Source organism: Streptomyces sp. NPDC107522 (assembly GCF_055657525.1).
In genome coordinates, this window is the sequence record NZ_JBVKAU010000009.1 from 221,856 (window position 1) to 246,460 (window position 24,605).

General features: G+C 71.0%; 25 protein-coding genes. 10 read left to right on the forward strand and 15 right to left on the reverse strand.

What is annotated here, in order from left to right:
• Positions 1-2 precede the first annotated feature (2 nt).
• Positions 3-902: an NAD(+)/NADH kinase gene (locus ACZ7L6_RS27805; protein ID WP_471928440.1), complete on the reverse strand. Its 900-nt coding sequence runs from the start codon at positions 900-902 to the stop codon at positions 3-5.
• Entirely contained in the window at positions 899-1,936 is a 1,038-nt protein-coding gene (locus ACZ7L6_RS27810) for an SPFH domain-containing protein (RefSeq protein WP_471928442.1), read from the reverse strand. The genes ACZ7L6_RS27805 and ACZ7L6_RS27810 overlap by 4 nt, the downstream gene beginning before the upstream one ends.
• Positions 1,937-2,056: 120 nt before the next feature.
• Between ACZ7L6_RS27810 and ACZ7L6_RS27815 the strand changes: the two genes are divergently transcribed.
• Positions 2,057-3,280, forward strand: coding sequence for an arginine deiminase (locus ACZ7L6_RS27815; RefSeq protein ID WP_471928444.1), 1,224 nt, complete (start codon positions 2,057-2,059; stop codon positions 3,278-3,280).
• Between the two features lie 61 nt (positions 3,281-3,341).
• Entirely contained in the window at positions 3,342-4,349 is a 1,008-nt protein-coding gene (gene argF / locus ACZ7L6_RS27820) for an ornithine carbamoyltransferase (protein WP_471928446.1), read from the forward strand.
• Between the two features lie 107 nt (positions 4,350-4,456).
• On the opposite strand, the gene ACZ7L6_RS27825 is transcribed toward argF, so the two are convergent.
• Positions 4,457-4,909: an ATP-binding protein gene (locus tag ACZ7L6_RS27825; protein ID WP_471928448.1), complete on the reverse strand. Its 453-nt coding sequence runs from the start codon at positions 4,907-4,909 to the stop codon at positions 4,457-4,459.
• A gap of 325 nt (positions 4,910-5,234) precedes the next feature.
• Between ACZ7L6_RS27825 and ACZ7L6_RS27830 the strand changes: the two genes are divergently transcribed.
• Together ACZ7L6_RS27830 and ACZ7L6_RS27835 are read left to right on the forward strand one after the other, a co-directional pair.
• Complete coding sequence (locus tag ACZ7L6_RS27830) at positions 5,235-6,062, forward strand: enoyl-CoA hydratase family protein (protein ID WP_471928450.1); 828 nt, start codon at positions 5,235-5,237, stop codon at positions 6,060-6,062.
• Between the two features lie 2 nt (positions 6,063-6,064).
• The gene (locus ACZ7L6_RS27835; RefSeq protein WP_471928452.1) at positions 6,065-8,458 is read left to right on the forward strand and encodes a bifunctional salicylyl-CoA 5-hydroxylase/oxidoreductase; all 2,394 of its coding nucleotides are present in this window, start codon (positions 6,065-6,067) and stop codon (positions 8,456-8,458) included.
• 36 nt (positions 8,459-8,494) lie between these two features.
• On the opposite strand, the gene ACZ7L6_RS27840 is transcribed toward ACZ7L6_RS27835, so the two are convergent.
• Positions 8,495-9,307, reverse strand: coding sequence for a PaaX family transcriptional regulator (locus tag ACZ7L6_RS27840; protein ID WP_471928454.1), 813 nt, complete (start codon positions 9,305-9,307; stop codon positions 8,495-8,497).
• 15 nt (positions 9,308-9,322) lie between these two features.
• Positions 9,323-10,936: an AMP-binding protein gene (locus tag ACZ7L6_RS27845; protein WP_471928456.1), complete on the reverse strand. Its 1,614-nt coding sequence runs from the start codon at positions 10,934-10,936 to the stop codon at positions 9,323-9,325.
• 208 nt (positions 10,937-11,144) lie between these two features.
• Between ACZ7L6_RS27845 and ACZ7L6_RS27850 the strand changes: the two genes are divergently transcribed.
• Positions 11,145-12,335 carry an acyl-CoA dehydrogenase family protein gene (locus tag ACZ7L6_RS27850; RefSeq protein WP_471928458.1) on the forward strand — a complete coding sequence of 397 codons (1,191 nt, stop codon included), beginning with the start codon at positions 11,145-11,147 and terminating at the stop codon, positions 12,333-12,335.
• Entirely contained in the window at positions 12,332-12,730 is a 399-nt protein-coding gene (locus tag ACZ7L6_RS27855; protein ID WP_471928460.1) for a RidA family protein, read from the forward strand. The genes ACZ7L6_RS27850 and ACZ7L6_RS27855 overlap by 4 nt, the downstream gene beginning before the upstream one ends.
• 10 nt (positions 12,731-12,740) lie before the next feature.
• On the opposite strand, the gene ACZ7L6_RS27860 is transcribed toward ACZ7L6_RS27855, so the two are convergent.
• Entirely contained in the window at positions 12,741-12,935 is a 195-nt protein-coding gene (locus ACZ7L6_RS27860) for a DUF5999 family protein (RefSeq protein WP_471928462.1), read from the reverse strand.
• 238 nt (positions 12,936-13,173) lie between these two features.
• Between ACZ7L6_RS27860 and ACZ7L6_RS27865 the strand changes: the two genes are divergently transcribed.
• The gene (locus ACZ7L6_RS27865) at positions 13,174-13,617 is read left to right on the forward strand and encodes a DUF6299 family protein (RefSeq protein ID WP_471928464.1); all 444 of its coding nucleotides are present in this window, start codon (positions 13,174-13,176) and stop codon (positions 13,615-13,617) included.
• Positions 13,618-13,692: 75 nt separating this feature from the next.
• On the opposite strand, the gene ACZ7L6_RS27870 is transcribed toward ACZ7L6_RS27865, so the two are convergent.
• Both ACZ7L6_RS27870 and ACZ7L6_RS27875 read right to left on the reverse strand, forming a co-directional pair.
• Positions 13,693-14,472: an enoyl-CoA hydratase/isomerase family protein gene (locus ACZ7L6_RS27870; RefSeq protein ID WP_471928466.1), complete on the reverse strand. Its 780-nt coding sequence runs from the start codon at positions 14,470-14,472 to the stop codon at positions 13,693-13,695.
• Entirely contained in the window at positions 14,469-15,452 is a 984-nt protein-coding gene (locus tag ACZ7L6_RS27875) for an NAD(P)-dependent oxidoreductase (protein WP_471928468.1), read from the reverse strand. Before ACZ7L6_RS27875 ends, ACZ7L6_RS27870 begins: the two co-directional genes overlap by 4 nt.
• A gap of 195 nt (positions 15,453-15,647) precedes the next feature.
• On the opposite strand from ACZ7L6_RS27875, the gene ACZ7L6_RS27880 reads away from it, so the two are divergent.
• Positions 15,648-16,244 (forward strand): TetR/AcrR family transcriptional regulator, encoded by a 597-nt coding sequence (locus ACZ7L6_RS27880; RefSeq protein ID WP_471928470.1) that lies wholly within the window; start codon positions 15,648-15,650, stop codon positions 16,242-16,244.
• Positions 16,245-16,259: 15 nt separating this feature from the next.
• Here the strand turns inward: ACZ7L6_RS27880 and ACZ7L6_RS27885 are convergent, their stop codons facing one another.
• Genes ACZ7L6_RS27885 through modA form a run of 3 tightly spaced genes read right to left on the reverse strand, consistent with a single transcriptional unit; the run spans position 16,260 to position 19,098 of the window.
• Entirely contained in the window at positions 16,260-17,438 is a 1,179-nt protein-coding gene (locus ACZ7L6_RS27885; RefSeq protein WP_471928472.1) for an ABC transporter ATP-binding protein, read from the reverse strand.
• Positions 17,435-18,304, reverse strand: a complete 870-nt coding sequence (locus ACZ7L6_RS27890; RefSeq protein ID WP_471928474.1) for an ABC transporter permease — start codon at positions 18,302-18,304, stop codon at positions 17,435-17,437. Before ACZ7L6_RS27890 ends, ACZ7L6_RS27885 begins: the two co-directional genes overlap by 4 nt.
• The gene (modA, locus tag ACZ7L6_RS27895; protein ID WP_471928594.1) at positions 18,301-19,098 is read right to left on the reverse strand and encodes a molybdate ABC transporter substrate-binding protein; all 798 of its coding nucleotides are present in this window, start codon (positions 19,096-19,098) and stop codon (positions 18,301-18,303) included. Before modA ends, ACZ7L6_RS27890 begins: the two co-directional genes overlap by 4 nt.
• Positions 19,099-19,355: 257 nt before the next feature.
• Between modA and ACZ7L6_RS27900 the strand changes: the two genes are divergently transcribed.
• Both ACZ7L6_RS27900 and ACZ7L6_RS27905 read left to right on the forward strand, forming a co-directional pair.
• Positions 19,356-20,048 carry a M24 family metallopeptidase gene (locus ACZ7L6_RS27900; protein ID WP_471928476.1) on the forward strand — a complete coding sequence of 231 codons (693 nt, stop codon included), beginning with the start codon at positions 19,356-19,358 and terminating at the stop codon, positions 20,046-20,048.
• Positions 20,041-20,571, forward strand: a complete 531-nt coding sequence (locus tag ACZ7L6_RS27905; RefSeq protein WP_471928478.1) for a hypothetical protein — start codon at positions 20,041-20,043, stop codon at positions 20,569-20,571. The genes ACZ7L6_RS27900 and ACZ7L6_RS27905 overlap by 8 nt, the downstream gene beginning before the upstream one ends.
• 34 nt (positions 20,572-20,605) lie before the next feature.
• Here the strand turns inward: ACZ7L6_RS27905 and ACZ7L6_RS27910 are convergent, their stop codons facing one another.
• The 4 genes from ACZ7L6_RS27910 to argG form a co-directional block, all read right to left on the reverse strand.
• Positions 20,606-22,135 (reverse strand): helix-turn-helix domain-containing protein, encoded by a 1,530-nt coding sequence (locus tag ACZ7L6_RS27910; RefSeq protein WP_471928480.1) that lies wholly within the window; start codon positions 22,133-22,135, stop codon positions 20,606-20,608.
• A gap of 64 nt (positions 22,136-22,199) precedes the next feature.
• Positions 22,200-22,397, reverse strand: a complete 198-nt coding sequence (locus ACZ7L6_RS27915; RefSeq protein ID WP_471928482.1) for a DUF4236 domain-containing protein — start codon at positions 22,395-22,397, stop codon at positions 22,200-22,202.
• 70 nt (positions 22,398-22,467) lie between these two features.
• The gene (locus tag ACZ7L6_RS27920) at positions 22,468-22,785 is read right to left on the reverse strand and encodes a hypothetical protein (protein WP_471928484.1); all 318 of its coding nucleotides are present in this window, start codon (positions 22,783-22,785) and stop codon (positions 22,468-22,470) included.
• 125 nt (positions 22,786-22,910) lie between these two features.
• Entirely contained in the window at positions 22,911-24,365 is a 1,455-nt protein-coding gene (gene argG / locus ACZ7L6_RS27925) for an argininosuccinate synthase (protein ID WP_471928596.1), read from the reverse strand.
• Positions 24,366-24,605 lie beyond the last annotated feature (240 nt).

Below are 24,605 nucleotides of genomic sequence, written 5' to 3' on the forward strand. Positions count from 1 at the left end.
GGTCATCCGACGAGGCGCAGACGGTCCCGGCACACCCCCACCCGGACCGTCTGCCCCCAGGTGAGCTCGACCGCGTCCGACTCCATCCCGTCCCCGAACGCGACCAGCCGCTCGGACTCGACGGTGAACTGGAGACGGGTCGCGGTGGCGAGCTCCCCGGCCACCAGGGATGTCCCGGTGGCCGGGGACGGCCAGGCCTCGCGGACGAACCACAGGAGCCGTTTCTCCGTGGGGGCGGGCAACCGCAGTCGCCCGCCCCGCTCCTGCCACACCGACCGGATCCAGCCGGTCGCCCCCGTGCCCGTGCCGATGATCACCCCAGACGAAGCCTGGGCCTCGACGACACCCCCGTCGCCCTCCAGGCCCAGGCGGTATCGGGCCGTCTGGTGTCCGGCGGCGCCCAGGTAGATCTCGTTCAGTGCCACGAGGCGTTGTGTGTCGTCGGCGACGGCCTCGACCATGGTGAGTTCGTCGAAGGGGCCGCTTCCGGATTGCGTGGACGCGAACAACTTGGCCGCGTCCGCGGGACGGTGGCGCACCAGGACGCCCGGGTTGCGGCCGGGGTCGGTGTCGATGCCCAGCACCGGCTGTCCGGCGAGGTACTTGGCCACGTTCGCGACCAGCCCGTCCTGCCCGACCACGACCACCACGTCCTCCGGCGCGAACAGGAACCGGTCCAGGTCGGCCCGCTCCACCCTGGCCTGACGCCAGGTCAGAGGGATCGCCGAGGCCACCTCCGTCAGCGCCTGTCGCGTCCGGCGGTGCCGTTCGGCGACCTCCTCGATGTCCCTGCCGCGGGAGGAGAGGAAGAAGGCGGCCTGGCCGTGCGTGCCGTGCCGGGCCACCAACTCCTCGTACTCCGTGGTCCGATGGACGAGGACGACCCGGGGAGCGAGGCTCACGCCTGCTCCTGGGCGCCGAGCCGGGCGAGCAACCCCGTCAGCACGTCCGGCGACACTGTCACGCTGTCGATCCTGGGCAGGTTCTCCGCCAGCCGTGTGCCGGTGAGGGCGTGCAGCGTGGCCACGTCCACCTCCGCGTGCACCCGCAGCCAGGCCGCCTGCGCCTGCGCCCGCGCTTCACCGACCTCACGCGCCCCCTCGGCCTCCGCCCGGGCCAGCCGTACGGAACGGGTGGCCTCGGCCTCGGCGAGCCGTACCGTCCGTGCCGCCTCCGCCTCCGCCCGGACCGCGTCGGCCGCCGCGTGCTCCTCCGCCTCCCGCCGCGCGTTCGTGCCCCGCTGGTCCACCAACTGCTCCTCACGGCGGGCGAGTTCGATCTGGCTGGCCAGTTCGTTCTCGGCGATGGTCCGCTCCCGTTCGACGGCCACCGCACGCCGCTCGTACGTCGCCCGGTCCGCCTCCTGCTGGATCTGCTCGCGCGCCGGGGTGCGCAGCGCCCGCTCCACCTCCGGTTCCGGGCGCAGCGCGACGACGCGTACGGCGACCACCTCGATGCCGGTCGCCGGGAGGCGGGGTTCCCCGGCCAGGCCCGCCGCGATCCGCTCCCGCACCGCCGCGACCCCGTCGACCAGCGCCGCCGACAGCGGCGTACGGGCCAGGACGTCCAGTGCGTGCTGCTGGGCCGTCTCCGTCAGGAGCGTCCCCAGCTGTTCCAGCGGAGTGCCCCGCCACGCGCCCGTGTCCGGGTCGACGGAGAAGTCCAGGCGGGTCGCGGCCACCGCCGGGTCGCTGATCCGGTAGGTGACCGTCGCCTGGACGGCCACGTCCTGGAAGTCGGACGTACGGGCATGGAAGGTCATCGCCAACTCCCGGTCGTCGACCGGCACTTCGGAGAGTGCGGCGGTCAGCGCCCGGAACCAGAAGCTGAGCCCGGGGCCGTCGTGCAGCAGCTTTCCGCCGCGGTGGTGGCGGATGTGTGCCGTGGGCGCGCCGCGCAGATGGCGCCAGCCGAGGCGCCGGGTGATGTCGGCCATGAAGCCCCCTCTTTTCGTCGTCGAGACGATAAGCGTGAGGCCTGCTTGTCGTCAAGAGGACGAAAACAAGATGGGGGCGAGTAGGGGGTGAACGCGGCCCCCGATGGTCAGGATGGAGGCATGGGATTCCATGTCGACTCCGAGGCCGGGCGGCTGCGCCGCGTCATCCTGCACCGGCCGGATCTCGAGCTCAAAAGGCTCACCCCCAGCAACAAGGACGCGCTGCTCTTCGACGACGTGCTGTGGGTGCGCCGGGCGCGCGCCGAACACGACGGGTTCGCCGACGTGCTGCGCGACCGTGGTGTCGCCGTCCACCTCTTCGGCGACCTGCTCACCGAGGCCCTGGAGATCGCGGTGGCCAGGAAGCTCGTCCTGGACCGGGTCTTCGACGAGAAGGAGTACGGGGTGCTCGCCACCGACCACCTCCGTGCCGCCTTCGAGGGCCTGCCCGCGCGCGAGCTGGCCGAGGCCCTGGTCGGCGGCATGACCAAGCGGGAGTTCCTGGAGGCGCACCCCGAGCCGACCTCCGTGCGCTTCCATGTCATGGAACTCGACGACTTCCTCCTCGCGCCCCTGCCCAACCATCTCTTCACCCGTGACACCTCCGCCTGGATCTACGACGGCGTCTCCGTCAACGCGATGCGCTGGCCGGCCCGGCAGCGCGAGACCGTGCACTTCGAGGCGATCTACCGGCACCACCCGCTGTTCCGCGAGGAAACGTTCAACTTCTGGTCCGAGGGTCAGGCGGACTACCCCTCCACCATCGAGGGCGGCGACGTCCTGGTCATCGGCAACGGGGCGGTTCTGATCGGGATGAGCGAGCGGACGACCCCCCAGGCCGTCGAGATGCTCGCCCACAAGCTGTTCGCCGCCGGGTCAGCGCAGACGATCGTGGCCCTGGACATGCCCAAACGGCGTGCCCTGATGCACCTGGACACCGTGATGACGATGGTCGACGGCGACGTCTTCACCCAGTACGCCGGGCTCGGCATGCTCCGCTCGTACACCATCGAACCGGGCACCGGCGACAAGGAGCTGAAGGTCACCGACCATCCGCCGGAGCACATGCACCGCGCGATCGCCGCCGCCCTCGGGCTGAGCGAGATCCGCGTCCTGACCGCGACCCAGGACGTCCACTCGGCCGAGCGCGAGCAATGGGACGACGGCTGCAATGTGCTCGCCGTCGAGCCCGGTGTCGTCGTCGCCTACGAGCGGAACTCCACCACCAACACGCATCTGCGCAAGCAGGGCATCGAGGTGATCGAGATCCCGGGCAGCGAGCTGGGGCGGGGGAGGGGTGGACCGCGGTGCATGAGCTGTCCGGTCGAACGGGAGGCCGTATAGAAATTCTGAAGGTCGTATAGACTTCCAGAGTCCCCTGTTCTCGTACCTCTGGAGCGCCCCCATGGCGACTGTCCCGACCGCCCTCGCCGGCCGCCACTTCCTCAAGGAGCTCGACTTCACCGAGCAGGAGTTCCGCGGGCTGGTCGAGCTGGCCGCCGAGCTGAAGGCCGCCAAGAAGGCCGGGACCGAGACGCAGTACCTGCGGGGCAGGAACATCGCGCTGATCTTCGAGAAGACCTCGACGCGTACGCGCTGCGCGTTCGAGGTCGCGGCCGCCGACCAGGGCGCCTCGACGACGTACCTGGACCCCTCGGGCTCGCAGATCGGCCACAAGGAGTCCGTGAAGGACACCGCGCGCGTGCTCGGGCGGATGTACGACGGGATCGAGTACCGCGGGGACAGCCAGCAGAAGGTGGAGGAACTGGCGGAGTACGCGGGCGTGCCTGTATTCAACGGCCTGACGGACGACTGGCACCCCACCCAGATGCTGGCCGACGTGCTGACGATGACCGAGCACAGCGCCAAGCCGCTCAAGGAGATCGCCTTCGCCTACCTGGGCGACGCCCGCTTCAACATGGGCAACTCCTACCTGGTCACCGGCGCGCTGCTCGGCATGGACGTGCGTATCGTCGCGCCTAAGACCTACTGGCCCGCCCAGGAGATCGTCGACCGGGCCCGGGAACTCGCCGAGACCAGCGGGGCGCGCATCACCCTCACGGAGGCGGTCGAGGAGGGCGTGGCGGGCGCGGACTTCGTTGCCACCGACGTCTGGGTCTCCATGGGTGAGCCCAAGGAGGTGTGGGACGAGCGGATCACTGCGCTCGGTTCTTACGCCGTGACCATGGACGTGCTGCGCGCCACGGGCAATCCGGACGTCAAGTTCCTGCACTGTCTGCCGGCCTTTCACGATCTCGGCACGAAGGTGGGGCGCGAGATTTTCGAGAGCCACGGGCTGGAGTCGCTCGAGGTGACCGACGAGGTGTTCGAGTCGGGGCACTCGGTGGTCTTCGATGAGGCGGAGAATCGGATGCACACGATCAAGGCCGTTTTGGTGGCCACGCTGGCTTGATTTTGTGGAAGCGCCGTAGGGGTGTGGATCGTCCGCCGGGTGCTGGTTGTGTGTGGCTGGTCGCGCCCGCGCGGCGGTAGCCGCAGATTCAATACAGCCCCGCGCCCCTAGGTGGGCTGTCGTTGAGCGGGGATGATCGGCAGTCGGAACCACACTGCCTTGCCTGCGTCGGTGGGGCGGTGGCCGCAGGATGAGCTGAGGGCGCGGATCAGGAGTAGGCCCCGCCCGTGCTCTTGCCACGGGTCGGGCTCACCCTCGGCCGGCCGTGTGAGGTTGCCCGGCGGGGCGGGGTCCGGGTCGTGGACCTCTACCTGGCAGCCGGACGGCAGTAGCTCCACCACCAGCTCTATCGGGGCGTCCCCGGCGGTGTGCTCCACGGCGTTCGCGACCAGTTCCGCCGTGAGGAGCTCCGCGGTGTCGCTGTCGGCGGCGTGCTCCAGCTCGGCCAGTGCCGTACGGACGAGAGCCCGTGCGACGGGCACGGCCGCGGCGGTGTGCGGCAGCGCGATGCGCCAGGAGGCGGAGGCGGCGGAGCGATCGTGCAAGGCGGGTCCGTTCATGAGCAGGCTGTCCTGCTTTCAACCTTATGAATGGTACGGCGCCACCCCGCAGAGACGTCCGGCGGGCGCCGTTCGGGACCTTCGGCCCCGACTGCTGGGCGGCTTACCCGGGTGAACGGCCGGCCTCGCACGGCTGATCCCGTCGTTACGGGTGTGTCGACGAGCCGTGACGGATGTGACGGGGCCGGGTCACATGGTCACACCCGGATGGCTTATTGCGTGCTCGTGACGATGGTCAAAGTTGGGTGATAACTTCGAAGGTGGAGCTCGAAGAGCAGAGCTCAGTGAACCAGTGCCCGCCGTCCGCCCGAGGAGGCCGCACGTCATGAGTCCCTTCACCGGCTCCGCCGCCGGCACCTCCGACTGGAAGCATCTGCGGGTCGAGCACGCCGACGGCGTCGCCACCGTCACCCTCGCCCGCCCCGAGAAGCTGAACGCGCTCACCTTCGGCGCCTACGCCGACCTGCGCGACCTGCTCGCCGAGCTGTCCCGGGAGAGGGCGGTACGGGCCCTGGTGCTGGCCGGCGAGGGGCGCGGCTTCTGCTCCGGCGGCGACGTCGACGAGATCATCGGCGCGACCCTGTCCATGGACACCGCCCAGCTCCTCGACTTCAACCGGATGACCGGGCAGGTCGTGCGGGCCGTACGGGAGTGCCCGTTCCCGGTGATCGCGGCCGTGCACGGGGTGGCGGCGGGGGCAGGGGCGGTCCTGGCCCTCGCGGCCGACTTCCGGATCGCCGACCCCACCGCCCGCTTCGCCTTCCTCTTCACACGGGTCGGCCTGTCGGGCGGCGACATGGGTGCGGCCTATCTCCTGCCGAGGGTGGTGGGTCTCGGTCACGCGACCCGGCTGCTGATGCTGGGCGAACCGGTCCGCGCACCGGAGGCGGAGCGCATCGGTCTCATCAGCGAGCTCACGGACGAGGGCCGGGCGGACGAGGCCGCACAGGCGCTGGCGCGCCGCCTGGCCGACGGCCCGGCACTGGCGTACGCCCAGACAAAGGCGCTCCTTACGGCGGAGCTGGACATGCCCCTGGCGGCAGCGGTCGAGATGGACGCCTCGACGCAGGCCCTCCTGATGAACGGCGAGGACTACGCGGAATTCCACGCGGCTTTCAGGGAGAAGCGCCCACCGAAATGGCAGGGGAGGTAGGGATGCTCTCGACCCAGGGGACTGTGCCGACCTCAGGGGCGCGGGGCTGTATTGAATCTGCGGCTACCGCCGCGTGGGCGCGACCAGCCGCAGCGAACCGGCAGCCGCCGAACAAGACCAGCCACCCCCTACGAGTCGCCATCATCGGCGGCGGCCCCGGCGGCCTCTACGCCGCCGCCCTGCTCAAACGCCTCGACCCCACCCGAGAAGTCACCGTCTGGGAACGCAACGCCCCCGACGACACCTTCGGCTTCGGAGTGGTCCTCTCCGACGAAACCCTGGGCGGCATCGAACACGCCGACCCCGTGGTCTACACGGCGCTCCAAAACCACTTCACCCGCTGGGACGACATCGACATCGTCCACCGAAGCACCCGCCAGACCTCCGGAGGACACGGTTTCGCCGCCCTCGGCAGAAAACGCCTCCTCGAAGTCCTCCACGACCGCTGCCAGTCCCTCGGCGTAGAACTGCGCTTCCGCTCCGAGGCCCCCTACGCCGCCTGGCTGGCGGAAACCCATGACCTCGTCATCGCAGCCGACGGTGTGCACAGCACCACCCGCGAGGCCTACGCCCATGTGTTCCGCCCCCATGTGGCCGAACACCGCTGCCGCTACATCTGGCTCGCCGCAGACTTCGCCTTCACATCCTTCCGTTTCGAGATCGCCGAGACCGAGCACGGCGTGATGCAACTGCACGGCTACCCCTACGCGCCCGACGCCTCCACCGTGATCGTCGAGATGCGCGAAGAGGTGTGGCGGGCCGCCGGGTTCGACGAACTCGACGAGGACGAGTCGGTCGACCGCTGCGCCAAGATCTTCGCGGAAGCCCTCCGCGGACGACCCCTGAAGTCCAACAAGTCGGCCTGGACCACCTTCCGCACCGTCGTCAACGAACGCTGGTCGCACGACAACATCGTCCTGCTCGGCGACGCCGCCCACACCGCCCACTTCTCCATCGGCTCCGGCACCAAGCTCGCCGTCGAGGACGCCCTCGCGCTCGCCGCCTGCCTGGAGGAACAGCCGGATCTCGCAAGCGCGTTGCGGGCGTACGAGGAGGAGCGCAAGCCGGTCGTCGCCTCCACGCAGCGGGCCGCCCGCGCGAGCCTGGAGTGGTTCGAGAACCTCGGTCTCTACCTCGACCAGCCACCCCGCCAGTTCGCCTTCAACCTGCTCACCCGCAGCCGTCGCGTCACCCACGACAACCTGCGCCTGCGCGACGCCCACTTCACCGAGACCGTGGAGCGCGCCTTCGGCTGCCCGCCCGGTACGCCCCCGATGTTCACGCCGTTCCGGCTGCGCGGCCTGACGCTGCGCAACCGCGTCGTCGTGTCCCCGATGGACATGTACTCGGCCACCGACGGCGTCCCCGGCGACTTCCACCTCGTCCACCTCGGCGCCCGCGCCCTCGGCGGCGCCGGCCTGGTGATGACCGAGATGGTCTGCGTCAGCCCGGAGGGACGGATCACCCCCGGCTGCGCCGGCCTCTACACCGGCCGGCAGGCCGAGGCCTGGAAGCGGATCGTCCAGTTCGTGCACGCCCAGGCCCCCGGCGCCGCGATCGGCGTGCAGCTCGGCCACAGCGGACGCAAGGGCTCGACCAAGCTGATGTGGGAGGGCATCGACGAGCCCCTGGACGACGGCAACTGGCCGCTCGTGGCGCCGTCCCCGATCCCGTACAAGCCGTACAGCCAGACCCCGCGCGAGCTGACCCGCGCCCAACTCACCGACATCCGCGAACAGTTCACCGCCGCGGCCTGGCGTGCCGCCCGCGCCGGCTTCGACCTCCTCGAACTGCACTGTGCGCACGGCTACCTGCTCTCCAGCTTCCTCTCGCCGCTCACCAACCTCCGCACGGACGCCTACGGCGGCTCCCTCGACAGACGGCTCCGCTTCCCGCTGGAGGTCTTCGACGCCGTACGCGGCGTATGGCCCGAGGAACGGCCCATGACCGTCCGTATCTCCGCCACCGACTGGGCCGAGGGCGGCACGAGTGCCGAGGACGCCGTCGAGATCGCCCGTGCCTTCGCCGCGCACGGCGCCGACGCCATCGACGTGTCGACCGGGCAGGTCGTGGCCGACGAGCAGCCGGAGTTCGGGCGGTCGTACCAGACTCCGTACGCGGACCGGATCCGGCACACCGCCGGCCTGCCGGTGATCGCGGTCGGTGCGATCTCCTCCTGGGACGACGTCAACTCCCTGATCCTGGCGGGCCGCACGGATCTGTGCGCCCTCGCCCGCCCCCACCTATACGACCCGCACTGGACGCTGCACGCGGCGGCCGAGCAGGGCTACGAGGGGCCGGGCGTCGTCTGGCCGACCCCGTACCGTGCGGGCAGCCGCCGCCCGCAGACCGGCCGCACGGACGCCCCCAAGCCGCGCTTGACGCTCGGCGGTTGAGTCACGGCCGTCGTCGAGCTCCTTGCTGTCCCTGGCTCACAGGCCGACGAACACCGCCCCCGCATCCCGCAGGCGCTCGTGCAGTCCCCGGAAAACGGCCGCCGAGCGCGCTCCCGGCCAGTCCTCCGGCAGCAGGCGGGCGGGCAGGCCGGGGTCGGTGTACGGGAGGTGGCGCCAGGAGTCCAGGGCGAGGAGGTAGTCGCGGTACGCCTCCTCGGGCGGGGTGTCCTCCCGTCGCTCCCAGTCGTGCAGCACGCGCGCGTGCCGGTCGAGGAACGCCTCGTGCTCCTTGGCGATCACGGCCAGGTCCCACCAGCGGGCGACGGCGTCGGCGGTCGGCGCGAAGCCGAGGTGCTCGCCGCGGAAGAAGTCGACGTACCCGTCCAGCCGCAGCCGGTGCAGGGTGTGCCGGGCCTCCTCGTGGAGCCGCGCCGGCGCGATCCACACGCCGGGGGCCGCCGTGCCGAAGCCGAGTCCGGCCAGCCGGGAGCGCAGCACATGCCGCTTCTGCCGCTCCGACTCCGGCACCGAGAACACCGCGAGCACCCAGCCCTCGTCCTCGGGCGGCGCGGTGGCGTAGATGCGCCGGTCGCCGTCGTCGAGCAACTGGCGGGCGTCCGGCGACAGTTCGTATCCGGCCGCGCCCTGGGCCGTACGGGCCGGAAGCAGCAGCCCGCGCCGCTTCAGCCGGGACACCGACGACCGTACGGACGGGGCGTCCACGCCGACCGCGGCCAGCAGTCTGATCAGCTCGGCGACCGGCACGGGGCCGGGCATGTGGCGGCCGTAGGCGCCGTAGAGCGTGACGATGAGAGACCGTGGTGCATGCTGGTCGGACACGTTGATCATCTTAGGTCGTACGGATCACTGCCGGTCACCCTGCGAGTCCCCGTCGGCGCGCAACCGGAACCGCTGGAGCTTGCCGGTCGCGGTGCGCGGCAGCGCGTCCAGGAAGACGATCTCGCGCGGGCACTTGTACGGCGCCAGTTCCTCCTTGACGAACGCGCGCAGCGCCTCCGCGCCCCGTCGCGCACCCTCCCTGAGCACCGCGTATGCCACCACGACCTGTCCGCGTGCCTCGTCGGGCCGCCCGACCACCGCCGTCTCCAGTACGTCCGGGTGGCGCAGCAGCGCCTCCTCGACCTCCGGGCCCGCGATGTTGTAACCGGCCGAGATGATCATGTCGTCCGCGCGGGCGACATAGCGGAAGTAGCCGTCACTCTCCCGGACGTAGGTGTCGCCGGTGATGTTCCAGCCGTCGCGCACGTACTCGCGCTGCCGCGGATCGGCGAGATAGCGGCAGCCGACCGGCCCGCGCACGGCCAGCAGCCCCGGCTCCCCGTCGGGCCTCTCCCGGCCCTCCTCGTCGACCACGCGCGCGTGCCACCCCGGCACCGGCACCCCCGTCGTGCCGGGCCTGATGTGCTCGTCGGCCGCGGAGATGAAGATGTGCAGCAGCTCGGTGGCGCCGATGCCGTTGATGATGCGCAGGCCGGTCCGCTCGTGCCAGGCATGCCAGGTGGCGGCGGGCAGGTTCTCGCCCGCGGAGACACAGCGGCGCAGGGAGGTGATGTCGTGCGAGTCGAGCTCGTCGAGCATCGTGCGGTAGGCCGTCGGCGCGGTGAAAAGCACGGACACCCGGTGTGCGGCGATGGCGGGCAACAGCTGCTTGGGCCCGGCCTGTTCGAGGAGCAGGGCGCTGGCGCCGGCCCGCATCGGGAAGATCACGAGCCCGCCCAGTCCGAAGGTGAAGCCGAGCGGGGGACTGCCGGCGAAGACGTCGCCCACATGTGGTTGCAGCACATGTTCCGAGAAGGTGTCCGCTATCGCGAGCACATCCCGGTGGAAGTGCATACAACCCTTGGGCCGTCCGGTGGTGCCGGAGGTGAAGGCGATGAGGGCGACATCGTCGGCCGCGGTGTCGGCGGCGGGGTACGGCGCGTCGGGCGCCGGGCGGCGCAGCAGGTCGTCGGGGGCGTCGCCGCCGTACGTGGTGATGCGGAGCCCTGGAATCTCGGCCTTGGCGAGGTCGTCGACGGCGCGGACATCGCACAGGGCGTGCCGCACCTGGGCGATCTCGCACATGGTCCGCAACTCGTGCGGGCGCTGCTGGGCCAGCACGGTGACGGCGACCGCGCCCGCCTTCAGCACCGCCAGCCAGCAGGCGGCCAGCCAGGGTGTGGTCGGGCCGCGCAGCAGCACCCGGTTGCCCGGGACGACGCCGAGGTGGTCGGTGAGCACATGCGCGAGCCGGTCGACGCGGGCGCGCAGTGTGCCGTACGTCCATGTGGCGCCGGACGGGGTGTGGAACACGGGCCGCTCGTCGTCGGGGCCGTCGAGCAGCTCGGCGGCGGCGTTGAGCCGTTCGGGGTAGCGCAGCCCCGGCAGGTCGAAGCGGAGCTCGGGCCACTGGTCGGGCGGTGGCAGATGCTCGCGGGCGAAGGTGTCGACGTGGGCGGAGCGGTGCAGACCGGCCATGGCGGTTCGCCCCCTTGCCGTGTGGGCCGCTGTGGGCTGCCTTGTGGGCGTCGTGCTTCTGGGCGTCGTGGTGGCTCGCACAGGGAGCGTATCGTGTTGGTGACGACAGTCAATGGTGCGCGATATCGTCGAAGAGGTCGGGCGAAGATGTCCGTCGAGCAGGTCGTCGGGAGCGTCCGTCGCGGACGGCTCCGCTGGGAGGTCGGCAATGCCCGCATTCTCACTCGATCCGCCGCAAACCGCCTGGTGTGCCGAGCTGCGCACCCAGGCCGCCGAACGCCTGCGCCCGCTGGCGGAGAAGGGCGAACCGGGGCATGTGAATCGCCCGCTGGTCGCCGAGCTCGGCCAACTGGGGTTCCTGGAGCGGCTGTTCACCTCCGGTGCCGTTGATCTCTGCCTGATGCGCGAATCCCTCGCGTATGCCTGCACGGAGGCGGAGACCGCGCTTGCGTTGCAGGGCTTGGGCGCCCATCCGGTCCACGCGTACGGCACCCCGGCCCAGCGGGAACGCTGGCTGCCCCGGGTGACGGAGGGCAGCGCGGTGGCGGCCTTCGCACTGAGCGAACCGGGGGCGGGCTCGGACGCGGCGGCGCTGGAGCTGCGGGCGGAACGGGAGCCCTCGCGGAGGGGCGGGCCTGGGGGCGCGCCGGTCGGCTCACCCGCTGCCGAGCCCGACGGCCCCACCCGCTGGCGGCTCAGCGGTGAGAAGTGCTGGATCTCCAACGCCCCCGAGGCCGACTTCTACACCGTCTTCGCCCGCACCACCCCCGGCGCCGGCGCCCGCGGCGTCACCGCCTTCCTGGTCCCGGCCGACCGCCCCGGCCTCACCGGAGCGGGCCTCGACATGCTGTCCCCGCACCCCATCGGCACCCTCGCCTTCGACGCCGTCCCCGTCACCGCCGACGACGTGCTCGGCGAGCCCGACCGCGGCTTCCGGGTCGCGATGGGCACCCTCAACCTCTTCCGGCCCAGCGTCGGTGCCTTCGCCGTCGGAATGGCCCAGGCGGCCCTGGACGCCACCCTCGCCCACACGGCCGAACGGGACGCGTTCGGCGGCAAGTTGAAGGACCTCCAGACGGTCGCGCACCAGGTCGCCGAGATGGCGCTGCGCACGGAGGCGGCCCGTCTCATGGTGTACGCGGCTGCGACGGCGTACGACGAAGGCGCCCCGGACGTCCCGAAGCGTGCCGCGATGGCGAAACTGCTCGCCACCGAGACCGCGCAGTACGTGGTCGACACGGCCGTCCAGTTGCACGGTGCCCGTGCCCTGCGCCGCGGCCACCTGCTCGAACACCTCTACCGCGAGGTCCGCGCCCCGCGCGTCTACGAGGGCGCCAGCGAGGTCCAACGCGGCATCATCGCCAAGGAGTTGTACGCGAAAATGGAGGCCGCCCAGTGAGCACCGAGCGCGTCAACCCGCCCGACCTGTCCCCGCCCACCGGCTTCTCCCACGCGGTCGTCGCCACCGGCTCACGGATCGTCTTCCTGGCCGGGCAGACCGCCCTCGACGCGGACGGCAAGGTCACCGGCGACACCCTGCCCGAGCAGTTCGAGCGGGCCCTGACCAACCTGCTGGCCGCACTCGCCGCCGCCGGGGGCACCCCCGCCCACCTCGCCCGGGTCACCGTCTACGCCACCGACGTCGCCGCGTACCGCGCCCAGGCGGCTGAACTCGGCCGCATTTGGCGGCAGTTGGCCGGGCGCGACTACCCCGCGATGGCGGTCGTCGAAGTCGTGCGGCTCTGGGACGAAGAGGCGATGGTGGAGCTCGACGGGTTCGCCGTGCTGCCGTAGCTGGTCTCGCTCACGCGGCCATCGCGAGCCGCTCGGCCGGCATTCGGTGCGGCGCGACGACGCGGCCGTCGGGCAGCAGCTCACCGCTGTCGTCGAAGACGATCGCGCCGTTGCAGAGCAGGCTCCAGCCCTGCTCGGGGTGTGCGGAGACCACATGGGGGGCGTGGCTGTCGGAGGAAGGGCACGAAGGCTGGTGGGAACACATGGCGCACCTCCACATCGGGTGGACGAGCCGTGCGGTTCGTCCATATGGGTAGACCATGCTCCCGCTCCGAACTCATCGGAACGTCCGGTCATGAACCGTGACAACACGCGGACAACACTCTGACCGATCCACGAAGGTCGGAGCGGACTCGCCACCGAGTGGGTGACGGTCACGTCCGTGGGCGCACCCGCCGGGTACCAGTGGAAGGCCCCACTCCGCTCACTCGGGAGGTCATCCCATGCCCCTACGCCCCGCTCTCGCCACCGGCGCCTTCGCCGCCCTGCTCCTGCTGGTCGCCGCGCCCTCGGCCCCCGCCGACTCCTCGGCGCTCGCCGACCCCAGGGAGACCGTGACCATCGACTCCGTCGGCCGTATGGCCGAGGACGGCACCGTCACCCTGTCCGGCACCTACCGCTGCGTCGACAGTGTGGGACCGGTGTACGTGAGCTCCTCGATCGGCCAGCGGTCCGAGAACTTCCGGTACTCCATCGGCGGCACCCCTGCCGTGTGCGACGGCAAGCTGCACCGCTGGGAGAACACGAGCAGGCCCTCCCCGACCACCCTCAAGCACGGCAAGGCGGACGTCGAGGCCACCATCGTGGAACTCCACCCCGTGGGCATCCTGCCCCTGCCCCGCTTCCACGCGCTGCAGACGGAGGACATCACCCTGTCGAGGGCGTGACGGAAACCCGCCCCGCACGACGGACGCGGACCGTGCCTCCTTCCGATCGGGAGGGGGCACGGCCCGTGGTCCGGCTCACCACTCCGCGGGGCGCCCCTTGAGCTGCTGCCAATAGCGTCGGTGCGCGCGCCGGGCCGGCTCGCTCGCCATGACGTCGGCCAGCTCCTCGTCCAGCGGATCGGCGAGTTCGGCGATGTCGCGCAGGGCAGCCGCCCGGCAGGCGCGCTTCGTGAAGGCGTACTGCTCGATGCAGTCCTCCGGGGTCTGCCCGGCGACGGCGACGGCCCGGTCCAGCAGGTCCTCGGCCGTCGCCAGCTCATGCACCATGCCGAGTGCGTGTGCCTGCTCCGGGGTGAAGAGCTCCCCGCGCAGGCACGCCTGGGAGGCGACCGGCTCACCCCAGGCGTGGGCGAGCATACGGACGTACACGGCGGGCATGGGGACGCCGATGGGCACCTCGTTGAGCCCGAAACGCGCACCGTCGGAGACGGCGACGCGGTAGTCGCACACCGCGGCGGTGATCAGTCCCCCGGCGAAGGCGTGCCCGTTGACCGCGGCGACGGTCGGGCGCGGGTATGTGAACAGCCGCATGTTCGTGGCCCGGTACTCCTGGAACCAGGACGCGACGGCCGCCGGATCGCCCGCCAGGAGCGGGAAGGCCTCGTCGAGGTCGAGTCCGGCGGAGAAACGCGCGCCGGTGCCGGTCAGTACGACGGGCGAGTCGGCGTGGTCGCGTTCCAGCCGGTCGAAGGCGTCGTGCAGGTCGGCGAAGAAGGCGCGGTTCTGGGCGTTGACCGGGTTGGTCGTCATCGTCACGACGGCGACACGGCCGCGGCGTCCGATCGTCCAGCTCATGCGCGTTCCTCCGATCGTGCGGGCCCGGTCGGCTGTACGGGCGCGGACGGTCGTACGGGCGCAGACGGCCGTACACGTCCGGGATCGCCGTCGGTCCGGGCCTCCAGTGCCCGCAGCACGGCCACCATGTCCTCGCCGCCGTGACCCTGCGCCACGGTCTCCTGGAAGAGACTGTGGCAGACGTCGAGGAGCGGGGAGGCCACATCGGCCTTGCGGGCGGCCTCGGCGATCAGCCGGTTGTTCTTCAGCACGTCGCCGGCGGCCGCCTGGACGCCGAAGTCGCGGGCCAGCAGCTTGGGTCCCTTGATGCGGGAGACGGCGCTGGCCATCGGGCCCGCGTCCAGGACGTCCCGGAGCAGGCGCTGGTCGAGTCCGTGCCGGTCGGCGAAGTGGAAGGCCTCGGCCAGTCCGGTGACCAGGGTGATCAGGAACAGGTTCACCGAGAACTTCATCAGCAGCGCGCCCGGCACCGGACCGCAGCCGAACGTCTCCCGGCACATGGGCGCGAGCAGGGGCCGTACGGTGGCCACGGCGTCGTCGTCACCCGCCAGCATCCCCACCAGTTCGCCCCGCTCGGCCGGGACGCGGGAGCCGGAGACCGGTGCCTCGACGTATCTCCCGCCCGCCGCCCGGATGTCGTCCTGCAGGCTGCCCGAGTACTCGGCCGAGGTCGTGCCCATGTGGACGACGGTGTGACCGGCGACGCGCGCGGCGAAGTCCGGGGTGCCGCGCCCCAGCACCGCGTCGACGGCGGCCTCGTCGGCCAGCATGAGGATCACGGTGCCGGCCCGTTCGAAGACCTCGGCGGCGCTCGCCGCGACCTCGGCTCCGGCTGCGCGCAGCGGTGCGCACCGGCTGGGAGTGCGGTTCCACACGACGAGCGGCGTCCCGGCGCGGGCGAGGTTGAGGGCCATGGGCCGGCCCATGACCCCGAGGCCGACGAACCCACACGTATGAAGCACCGCTGAGCCCCCGGACATGAGGCATCACCACCGTCGATTCCGAGCCGCCGACCTGACTATGACAGCGGTCATAGTAGTCGTCGCTATGACAGCGGTCATAGGGTGGATTCCGGAAAACCCACGGCAGCCGGGAGATCCACGACAACCGGAAGACTTACGACACCCGGAAGATCCACGACAACCGGAAGACCTACGACAAGGGGGAGATCGCGGATGGCGGTGTCCGAACGCGGGCCGCGCGAGCGGATGGTCTTCAGCGCGGCCCAGCTCATCCGGCGCGACGGGGTCGCCTCCACCGGGATGCGCGAGGTCGCCGCCCACGCCGGCGCGCCGCGCGGTTCGCTCCAGCACTACTTCCCCGGCGGCAAGGAGCAGCTGGTCAACGAGGCGGTGGGCTGGGCGGGGCGTTACGCGGGCAAGCGCGTCGCCCGCTTTCTCGCCGCGCTACCGGAGCCGACGCCCAGCGGGCTGTTCGCGCAGATGGTCCGTCAGTGGATCGACGAGTACGAGGCGGCCGGGTTCGCGGGCGGCTGCCCCGTGGCCGCCGCCACCGTGGACTGGGCGGAGTCCACCACCTCCACGCGGGAGGCCGCGGCGGCCGCGTTCGCCACCTGGACCGGCCCGGTGGCGGGCGCCCTGGCCGACATGGGCGTGCCCGAGGAACGGGCCGGCGCCCTGGCCACGCTCATGATCAGCACCTTGGAAGGGGCCATCCTGATCGCCCGCGCCGAGCGTGACGTCCGTGCCTTGACGACCGTGGTCCGGGAGCTGGGGCCGCTCCTCGACGCGGCGGTGAGCAGGGACGGCTGACCGGCCCCGCCCGCGTCAGGCCGGATACGCGTGCGTCTGTGTCGCCTTCACCGCCGCCCAGACGACAGCGCCGGGACGGAGGCCGAGTTCGGCGGCGGCGATCGTGGTGAGGTCGGCGGTGAGCGGGAAATCGCCGGTGAGGGCCACGCGGATCTGGTCGCCGTGGGATTCCAGGCCGGCCACCTCACAGCGCCAGAGGTTGCGGGCGCTGGCGCCGGTCGGGCGGTCGCGGTACAGGGTCACCGCGGTCGGCGGGAAGGTGACGAAGACCGGGCCGGTGAGGTCCTCGGTGGTGGTGATCGCGGGACCCGTGTCGAGTCGTACGGTGTGCCCTTCGGCCTCGCCCTTGTAGAGGTTCAGGCCGACGAGATGGGCGATGTAGTCGGTGCGCGGGTGGCGGGCGATGTGGGCCGGGGTGCCTTCCTGCACCACATGGCCGTCCTCGATGACGACCAGGCGGTCGGCCAGCACCATGGCGTCCAGCGGGTCGTGCGTGACGAGCACCGCGACCGCCTCGAAGCCGGCGAGATGGCGCCGGAGCTGGGCACGGACGTCGAGGCGGGTGCGCGCGTCCAGCGCGGCCAGGGGCTCGTCGAGGAGCAGCAGCCGCGGGTGGGTGGCCAGGGCGCGGGCGAGGGCGACGCGCTGGGCCTGGCCGCCGGAGAGGCGACGGGGCTTGGCGTCGGCGTGCTCGGCGAGGTCCATCCGCCGCAGCCACTCGGCGGCCTGCGCCCGCGCCTCCGCCTTGCCGGCCCCGTGGCAGCGAGGGCCGAAGGCGACGTTGTCGAGGGCGGTGAGGTGGGGGAAGAGCAGGTAGTCCTGGAAGACGACGCCGACCGGGCGCGACTCCGGTGGCGTACGGTCCAACTCCTCGCCGTCCAGCCGCAGATGGCCGTCCGTCAACGGAACGAGCCCGGCCAGCGCGCGCAGGGCCGTGGTCTTGCCGGCACCGTTGGGGCCGAGCAGCGCGACGACGTCACCGGGGGCGGCCGTCAGCTCCACGTCGAGGCGGAAACGGCCTCGGTCGACCACGAGACGGGCATCCAACCCCTCGCCGGCGGAACGCGACGCGGCGCCGATGTCGGTGTCGGAGCTTGCTCCGGCGCCGCTGTCGGAGCCGGCCTCGGCGTCGTGCACAGTCTCGTCGATTTTGCCGTCGTGCACGGCCTTGTCGATCTTGCCGATGTCGGTCATGAGGCGGTCATCCAGCGGTCGCGCAGCCCCGCGAGGACCGCGATCGAGACGGTCAGCAGGACGAGGCTGAGGGCGATGGCCGCCTCCGGGTCGCTCTGCAGGGCGAGGTAGACGGAGAGGGGCATGGTCTGGGTACGGCCGGGGAAGTTGCCCGCGAAGGTGATCGTCGCGCCGAACTCGCCGAGCGCCCGTGCCCAGGCGAGGACCGCGCCCGCCGCGACACCCGGCGCGATCAGCGGCAGCGTGACCCGGCGGAACGCGGTGAAGCGGGAGGCGCCCAGCGTCGTCGCGGCCTCCTCGTAGCGCGGGTCGGCGGCCCGCAGCGTGCCCTCGACGCTGATGACGAGGAACGGCATGGCGACGAACGCCTCCGCGACCACGACCCCCGCGGTGGTGAACGGCAGGGTGACCCCGAACCACGCGTCCAGCCACTTGCCGACGACCCCGTTGCGGCCGAGCGCCATCAGCAGCGCCACACCGCCGACCACCGGAGGCAGCACGAGCGGCAGCGTGACCAGGGCCCGTACGAGCCCGCGTCCGGGGAACTCGACGCGGGCCAGCAGCCAGGCCAGGGGCACGCCGATCACCAGGCTCACCGCGGTGGCCGCCGTCGCGCACAGCAGGGACAGCCGCAGGGCCTGCCACACCGCGGGGCTGGTCAGCTGGTCCGGCAGGCTGTGCCAGGGGGTGCGGACGAGCAGGGCGATCAGCGGCACGATCAGGAATGCCAGGCCCACGAGGGCGGGCAGAAGGAGCGGCACGGGCACGGGACTGCGCCGACGCGACAGGGCCGCCCGGCCGCGCCGGCGCCGCGGTCCGCCCGTCAGGGTCTGGGTCGCGGCACCGGACTTGTCGAGCGGGGTCATGGCTTGAGGAACCCGGCCTCGGTCAGGACCTTCTGGCCCTCGGCGGACCGCACCAGCGCGACGAACGCCTTGGCGGCCTCGGCGTTGGTCGCGTCCTTGAGCAGGGCGATCGGGTAGTCGTTGACGGCGTCGGCGGACTCGGGGAACTCCACGCCCTCCACCTTGTCACCCGCGGCCTTCACATCGGTCTTGTAGACGACCGCGGCGTCCGCCTCCTTCAGCTCGACCTTGGTCAGGGCGGCCTTGACGTCCTGCTCGTACGACACCGGCGTGAGCTTCAGCCTGCTCGCATCGAGGGCCTTCTGGGCGGCGGCGCCGCACGGCACCTCCTTGTCGCACAGGACTACCTTCAGGCCGGACCTGGTGAGGTCCTTCAGCGAGGAGATCTTGTCCGGGTTGCCCGGCAGGGTGGCGATCTCCAGCTGGTTGCGGACGAAGGTGGCGGGCGTACCGGAGGCGTCCCCGGCGTCGGTGACGATCTTCATCGTCTTGGGGCTGGCGGAGGCGAACACGTCCGCCGGCGCCCCGCCGGTGATGCTCGCGGCCAGCGAGTCGCTGCCGCCGAAGCTGAACGTCACCTTCGTGCCCGGGTGCTCCTGCTCGAACTGCTTGCCCAGCTTCTCGAAGCTCTCCTTCAGCGAGGCGGCGGCGAAGACGGTGACCGTGCCGGACAGCTTCGGGGACCCGGACGCCGACGCGGAGGAGCCGGATGCGCCGGACGAGGAGTCGTCGGAGGAGGAGCAGGCGCTCAGGGCCAGCAGCGCGGCGGCGCTCGCGCCGGTCACCTGCAGCATGCGGCGGCTGTGGCGAGTGCGGCGGGGCCGGCTGGTCCGGCGCCTGGAACGGGTCGTCACGGATCTACTCCTTCTCATGGGCGCACACGCTCATGGACGCATACGATGAGCATACTGCCGCATATGCAAGGCAAAAGTCCCTTGTCGCTTCGCATGAGCCCGCCCCTGGGCTGCGAAGCCTGGTATATGCGTTCGTACAGGGGGCCCGCACATATTTCGGTTGCCGTGAAACGATCTAGCGACCTACCGTCGGGCGCATGGCGGACGACGAACCCACGCGCGCGGCAAGGCTGTTGGATGCCCAGGCGAAGGCCGAGCGGCTCTTCGCGGAGATCGAGGAGCGCGGGCTCGTCGCGCCGGGGGAGGGGGAGCGGGCGGTCAGCGACCGGATCCGGGACCTGGCGAACGAGCTCTTCGGCACCACCCGGCACTGGCACAAGCGGATCGTGCGCTCGGGACCGAACACGCTGATGCCGTACCGGGAGAACCCGCCGGACCGGGTGATCGGCGCGGACGACATCGTGTTCGCCGACTTCGGGCCGATCTTCGAGGAGTACGAGGCCGACTTCGGCCGGACCTTCGTCCTCGGCGACGACCCGGTCAAGCACCGGCTGCGGGACGACCTGCCGAAGGTCTTCGACGCCGGCCGGCGGTTCTTCGAGAGCGACCCCGACATCACCGGCAAGCGGCTCTACGCCGAGGTCGAACGGCTGGCCGCCGACGCCGGGTGGGAACTCGGCGGCTGGCACGCCGGCCACCTGGTGGGTGAGTTCCCGCACGAGTGGATCGACGGCGCCGACGTGGAGTCGTACATCGCACCCGCCAACGACACCCCACTTCGGCGCACCGACAAGGCCGGGCGCCAATGCCACTGGATCCTGGAGATCCATCTCGTCGACCGGGGGCGGCAGTTCGGTGGCTTCTACGAGGAACTGCTGACCCTTGGCTGACCGCCTCGCCTCCCTCACCGCGGCGGCCGCGGCCGTGGTCACGCTCATGCTGAGCGGCTGCGCCGAGCAGGCGCAGTCCGTGAACACCGCCCGGAGCGAGGCCCCCCGGGCGACCGCGAGGGCTGCTTCCCAGTCCCCCGGCCTCCGGCGGGACGAGGAGCCGGTGCGGGCACGCTTCCCGGAGTTCGGAGACTTCTCCTCCACGCTCTGGAAGGGTGAAGCGCTCGGCGGCGACGACCGGTCGTCGGTGCCCGGACCCACGGATGTGCGGATGTCCGGCATCGTCCGGCTCACCGACGCCGACGCGGCCCGGCTGCACAAGGGCTACGCCTGGCAGGACACCACCGGCCAGCCGGAACTCCCCGCCGACCTGCGCGCTCAGGTGCCGGCCGGCGCCCGCTGGCAGACGAGCGCCGACTTCACCCGTGCCGTCACCGGGGACCGCTACACGGCGACGTTCCTTGCCGACCTGGAGCGGAAGGTGCTCGTCTTCGACGCGGTGAACCCGGAGAAGAAGGGATGACGCCTTCTTCGCGTGCAACGGCCCGGCGTGCCGCTCAGATGTCCCGGAAGATCTCGATCTGCGCCCCGATGGAGTTCAGGCGCTCGGCGAGGTCCTCGTAACCGCGGTTGATGACATACACGTTCCGCAGCACGGACGTGCCCTCCGCCGCCATCATCGCCAGCAGGACGACCACGGCGGGCCGCAGCGCGGGCGGGCACATCATCTCGGCGGCGCGCCAGCGGGTCGGGCCCTCGACCAGGACGCGGTGCGGGTCCAGCAACTGCAGCCGGCCGCCGAGGCGGTTGAGGTCGGTGAGGTAGATCGCGCGGTTGTCGTAGACCCAGTCGTGGATGAGGGTCTTGCCGGACGCGACGGCCGCGATGGCCGCGAAGAACGGGACGTTGTCGATGTTCAGGCCCGGGAACGGCATCGGGTGGATCTTGTCGATCGGCGCCTCCAGCTTGGAGGGCCGGACGGTGAGGTCCACCAGTCGCGTACGGCCGTTGTCCGCGAAGTACTCGGGCGTACGGTCGTGGTCGAGGCCCATCTCCTCCAGGACCGCCAGCTCGATCTCCAGGAACTCGATCGGCACCCGGCACACCGTCAGCTCCGACTCGGTGACGACCGCGGCGGCCAGCAGGCTCATCGCCTCCACCGGGTCCTCGGACGGCGAGTAGTCGACGTCGACGTCGATGGCCGGCACGCCGTGCACGGTGAGGGTGGTGGTGCCGATGCCCTCGACCCGGACGCCGAGCGCCTCCAGGAAGAAACACAGGTCCTGGACCATGTAGTTGGAGGAGGCGTTGCGGATGACCGTGACGCCGTCGTGCCGTGCGGCGGCCAGCAGCGCGTTCTCGGTCACCGTGTCGCCGCGCTCGGTCAGCACGATCGGACGGTCGACGCGGACGGACCGGTCGACCGTGGCGTGGTACTGCCCCTCGGTCGCCGCGACGTCCAGCCCGAACCGGCGCAGCGCGATCATGTGCGGCTCGATGGTCCGTGTGCCGAGGTCGCAGCCGCCGGCGTACGGCAGCTTGAAGCGGTCCATACGGTGCAGCAGCGGGCCGAGGAACATGATGATGGACCGCGTCCGTACGGCCGCCTCGGCGTCGATCGCCACCATGTTCAGCTCGGCCGGCGGCACGATCTCCAGGTCGGTGCCGTCGTTGATCCAACGGGTGCGCACGCCGATGGAGTTGAGCACCTCGAGGAGACGGTAGACCTCCTCGATGCGGGCCACCCGGCGCAGCACCGTGCGCCCCTTGTTGAGCAGTGAGGCGCACAGCAGGGCCACGCAGGCGTTCTTGCTGGTCTTGACGTCGATCGAACCGGACAGCCGACGTCCGCCGACGACCCTCAGATGCATCGGACCGGCGTATCCCAGGGACACGATCTCACTGTCCAGGGCCTCACCGATTCGGGCGATCATCTCAAGGCTGATGTTCTGGTTGCCGCGCTCGATGCGGTTCACGGCGCTCTGAGAGGTACCGAGCGCCTCGGCGAGCTGCGTCTGTGTCCAGCCGCGGTGTTGCCGTGCGTCACGGATGAGCTTGCCGATGCGTACGAGGTAGTCGTCTGCCATGAGGTTGAGGTTATCTCAGATATGAGATGACACACGCCTGGGGGTCCATTCGGGTGACGTCCCGTCAACGTCGCCTGGCGGTACGGGTACGACGCCACCCGAAAGGTCCGGGCAAATCCACCGATGTCGTACGACGTCCAGTGCTGCTGTGGGTGTGTCGCGGCCCATTCCTGCCGCCGGTGGTCAGGGACCAGGAGCGTCGGTTGATGTTCAGCCGAACTCCCGGAAGAATCCGAAAACTCTTGCGGAATGTAAGGGGCACGAACGCCTCCCTCCGAGGTCACGGTATGTCTCCCACGAGTACCCCGACTTGGCCGATTGATGGCACCTCGTCACGCGGAGGCCGCGGAGACGGCGTCGGCGATGAGGCGGGCCACCTGCGGAGGGGGCAGCCAAACGGTGTCGACGACCTCGCCCTCTCGACCGAGCCAGGGCAGGGCGTCCCGGTAGACGGCGCGGTGATCGAGGCGCATTGGCGGGCGTCGGGGAACTGCGTGTTCGAGGACCGTCTGCGGGACGACCGGCACGCCGACATGGCCCAGCAGTTGCGCGGCGGTCTCCACCACCGGGTGGCGCCATGGTGGCCGGCGCTGGAAGCCGCCCAGCTGGGGGAGCTTCTCGACGTGCCTCAACGTGTAGCCGACGTACACCGGTCGACGACGCCGTGTGAGCCGGTGAGCCCGTGGGCAGGCGGGGCAGGGCGTGAAAAGGGCCGGCTCGGCGCCCTCGGCGCGTCGAGCCGGCCCTTTCCGGTGGTCCGTCCCCTCCCGGTCGGTCAGTCCGTGCCGGACTCCATCGCGGCGCGGTCCAGGAGGGCGTCCTCCTCGGAGACCTCGCCGCGGGAGGCGATGGCCTCGGCGCCGCCCTGGGGGAGCTCCGGCATGGTGCCGATCAGGCCGGTGGCGGCGGCCTGGGAGGCGCCGATGGTGGGGCTGCCGGTGCCGATCAGGCCGAGGCCCGCGTACTGCTCCAGCTTGGCGCGGGAGTCGGCGATGTCGAGGTTGCGCATGGTGAGCTGGCCGATCCGGTCCACCGGGCCGAACGCCGAGTCCTCGGTGCGCTCCATGGACAGCTTGTCCGGGTGGTACGAGAACGCCGGGCCCGTGGTGTCGAGGATCGAGTAGTCCTCGCCGCGGCGGAGACGGAGGGTGACCTCACCCGTGATCGCGGCACCGACCCAGCGCTGCAGCGACTCGCGGATCATCAGCGCCTGCGGGTCCAGCCAGCGGCCCTCGTACATCAGTCGGCCGAGGCGCCGGCCCTCGTTGTGGTACTGGGCGAGGGTGTCCTCGTTGTGGATGGCGTTCACGAGGCGCTCGTAGGCCGCGTGCAGCAGGGCCATGCCGGGGGCCTCGTAAATGCCGCGGCTCTTGGCCTCGATGATCCGGTTCTCGATCTGGTCCGACATGCCCAGGCCGTGGCGGCCGCCGATGGCGTTCGCCTCCATCACCAGGTCGACGGCGGAGGCGAACTCCTTGCCGTTGATCGTCACCGGGCGGCCCTGCTCGAAGCCGATCGTCACGTCCTCGGTGGCGATCTCGACGGACGGGTCCCAGAACCGGACGCCCATGATCGGCTCGACGGTCTCGATGCCGGTGTCCAGGTGCTCCAGGGTCTTGGCCTCGTGGGTGGCGCCCCAGATGTTGGCGTCGGTGGAGTATGCCTTCTCCGTGGAGTCCCGGTACGGCAGGTCGTGGGCGACCAGCCACTCCGACATCTCCTTGCGGCCGCCGAGCTCGGTCACGAACTTCGCGTCCAGCCAGGGCTTGTAGATCCGCAGGTTCGGGTTGGCGAGCAGGCCGTAGCGGTAGAACCGCTCGATGTCGTTGCCCTTGAAGGTCGAGCCGTCGCCCCAGATCTGGACGTCGTCCTCGAGCATCGCCCGCACCAGGAGCGTGCCGGTGACGGCGCGGCCGAGCGGCGTGGTGTTGAAGTAGGCACGCCCGCCCGAACGGATGTGGAACGCGCCGCACGTCAGCGCGGCCAGACCCTCCTCGACCAGCGCCGCCCGGCAGTCGACCAGGCGCGCGACCTCGGCGCCGTAGGTCTTGGCGCGGCCGGGCACCGAGGCGATGTCGGGTTCGTCGTACTGGCCGATGTCAGCGGTGTAGGTGCACGGGACGGCGCCCTTGTCGCGCATCCAGGCGACCGCGACCGAGGTGTCGAGACCGCCGGAGAAGGCGATGCCGACGCGCTCGCCGGTGGGCAGGGAGGTGAGGACCTTGGACATAGGAAGAGTATGCATGATGACGCATGATCATGCAAAGGGCTCATGCGGAGGTCTCGGTGACATGGCCCAATGGGATGCGAGAGGGAGGCCGGGCATGACCATCCCGGCCCCATGTACTAGAGTTATCTCGACATCGAGATATCTGCCGAGGCGCACCGCAGCCGCACGCTCTCGCCGAGTCTGGCAGTAAGGCATACCTAACTTAGCCTTACCTCAGCGGATCGGCCAAGCCGGCGTGGC

What these genes read in the sequence shown, in the direction of transcription:
- ACZ7L6_RS27830 (WP_471928450.1), top strand. Translation starts at nt 5,235, where the DNA reads ATGAGTCCCTTCACCGGCTCCGCCGCCGGCACCTCCGACTGGAAGCAT.
- ACZ7L6_RS27870 (WP_471928466.1), bottom strand. Translation starts at nt 14,472, where the DNA reads ATGAGCTGGACGATCGGACGCCGCGGCCGTGTCGCCGTCGTGACGATG.
- ACZ7L6_RS27825 (WP_471928448.1), bottom strand. Translation starts at nt 4,909, where the DNA reads ATGAACGGACCCGCCTTGCACGATCGCTCCGCCGCCTCCGCCTCCTGG.
- ACZ7L6_RS27885 (WP_471928472.1), bottom strand. Translation starts at nt 17,438, where the DNA reads ATGACCGACATCGGCAAGATCGACAAGGCCGTGCACGACGGCAAAATC.
- ACZ7L6_RS27815 (WP_471928444.1), top strand. Translation starts at nt 2,057, where the DNA reads ATGGGATTCCATGTCGACTCCGAGGCCGGGCGGCTGCGCCGCGTCATC.
- ACZ7L6_RS27910 (WP_471928480.1), bottom strand. Translation starts at nt 22,135, where the DNA reads ATGGCAGACGACTACCTCGTACGCATCGGCAAGCTCATCCGTGACGCA.
- ACZ7L6_RS27845 (WP_471928456.1), bottom strand. Translation starts at nt 10,936, where the DNA reads ATGGCCGGTCTGCACCGCTCCGCCCACGTCGACACCTTCGCCCGCGAG.
- ACZ7L6_RS27850 (WP_471928458.1), top strand. Translation starts at nt 11,145, where the DNA reads ATGCCCGCATTCTCACTCGATCCGCCGCAAACCGCCTGGTGTGCCGAG.
- ACZ7L6_RS27835 (WP_471928452.1), top strand. Translation starts at nt 6,065, where the DNA reads ATGCTCTCGACCCAGGGGACTGTGCCGACCTCAGGGGCGCGGGGCTGT.
- ACZ7L6_RS27840 (WP_471928454.1), bottom strand. Translation starts at nt 9,307, where the DNA reads ATGATCAACGTGTCCGACCAGCATGCACCACGGTCTCTCATCGTCACG.
- ACZ7L6_RS27900 (WP_471928476.1), top strand. Translation starts at nt 19,356, where the DNA reads ATGGCGGACGACGAACCCACGCGCGCGGCAAGGCTGTTGGATGCCCAG.
- ACZ7L6_RS27875 (WP_471928468.1), bottom strand. Translation starts at nt 15,452, where the DNA reads ATGTCCGGGGGCTCAGCGGTGCTTCATACGTGTGGGTTCGTCGGCCTC.
- ACZ7L6_RS27860 (WP_471928462.1), bottom strand. Translation starts at nt 12,935, where the DNA reads ATGTGTTCCCACCAGCCTTCGTGCCCTTCCTCCGACAGCCACGCCCCC.
- argG (WP_471928596.1), bottom strand. Translation starts at nt 24,365, where the DNA reads ATGTCCAAGGTCCTCACCTCCCTGCCCACCGGCGAGCGCGTCGGCATC.
- ACZ7L6_RS27890 (WP_471928474.1), bottom strand. Translation starts at nt 18,304, where the DNA reads ATGACCCCGCTCGACAAGTCCGGTGCCGCGACCCAGACCCTGACGGGC.
- ACZ7L6_RS27865 (WP_471928464.1), top strand. Translation starts at nt 13,174, where the DNA reads ATGCCCCTACGCCCCGCTCTCGCCACCGGCGCCTTCGCCGCCCTGCTC.
- modA (WP_471928594.1), bottom strand. Translation starts at nt 19,098, where the DNA reads ATGCTGCAGGTGACCGGCGCGAGCGCCGCCGCGCTGCTGGCCCTGAGC.
- argF (WP_471928446.1), top strand. Translation starts at nt 3,342, where the DNA reads ATGGCGACTGTCCCGACCGCCCTCGCCGGCCGCCACTTCCTCAAGGAG.
- ACZ7L6_RS27880 (WP_471928470.1), top strand. Translation starts at nt 15,648, where the DNA reads ATGGCGGTGTCCGAACGCGGGCCGCGCGAGCGGATGGTCTTCAGCGCG.
- ACZ7L6_RS27810 (WP_471928442.1), bottom strand. Translation starts at nt 1,936, where the DNA reads ATGGCCGACATCACCCGGCGCCTCGGCTGGCGCCATCTGCGCGGCGCG.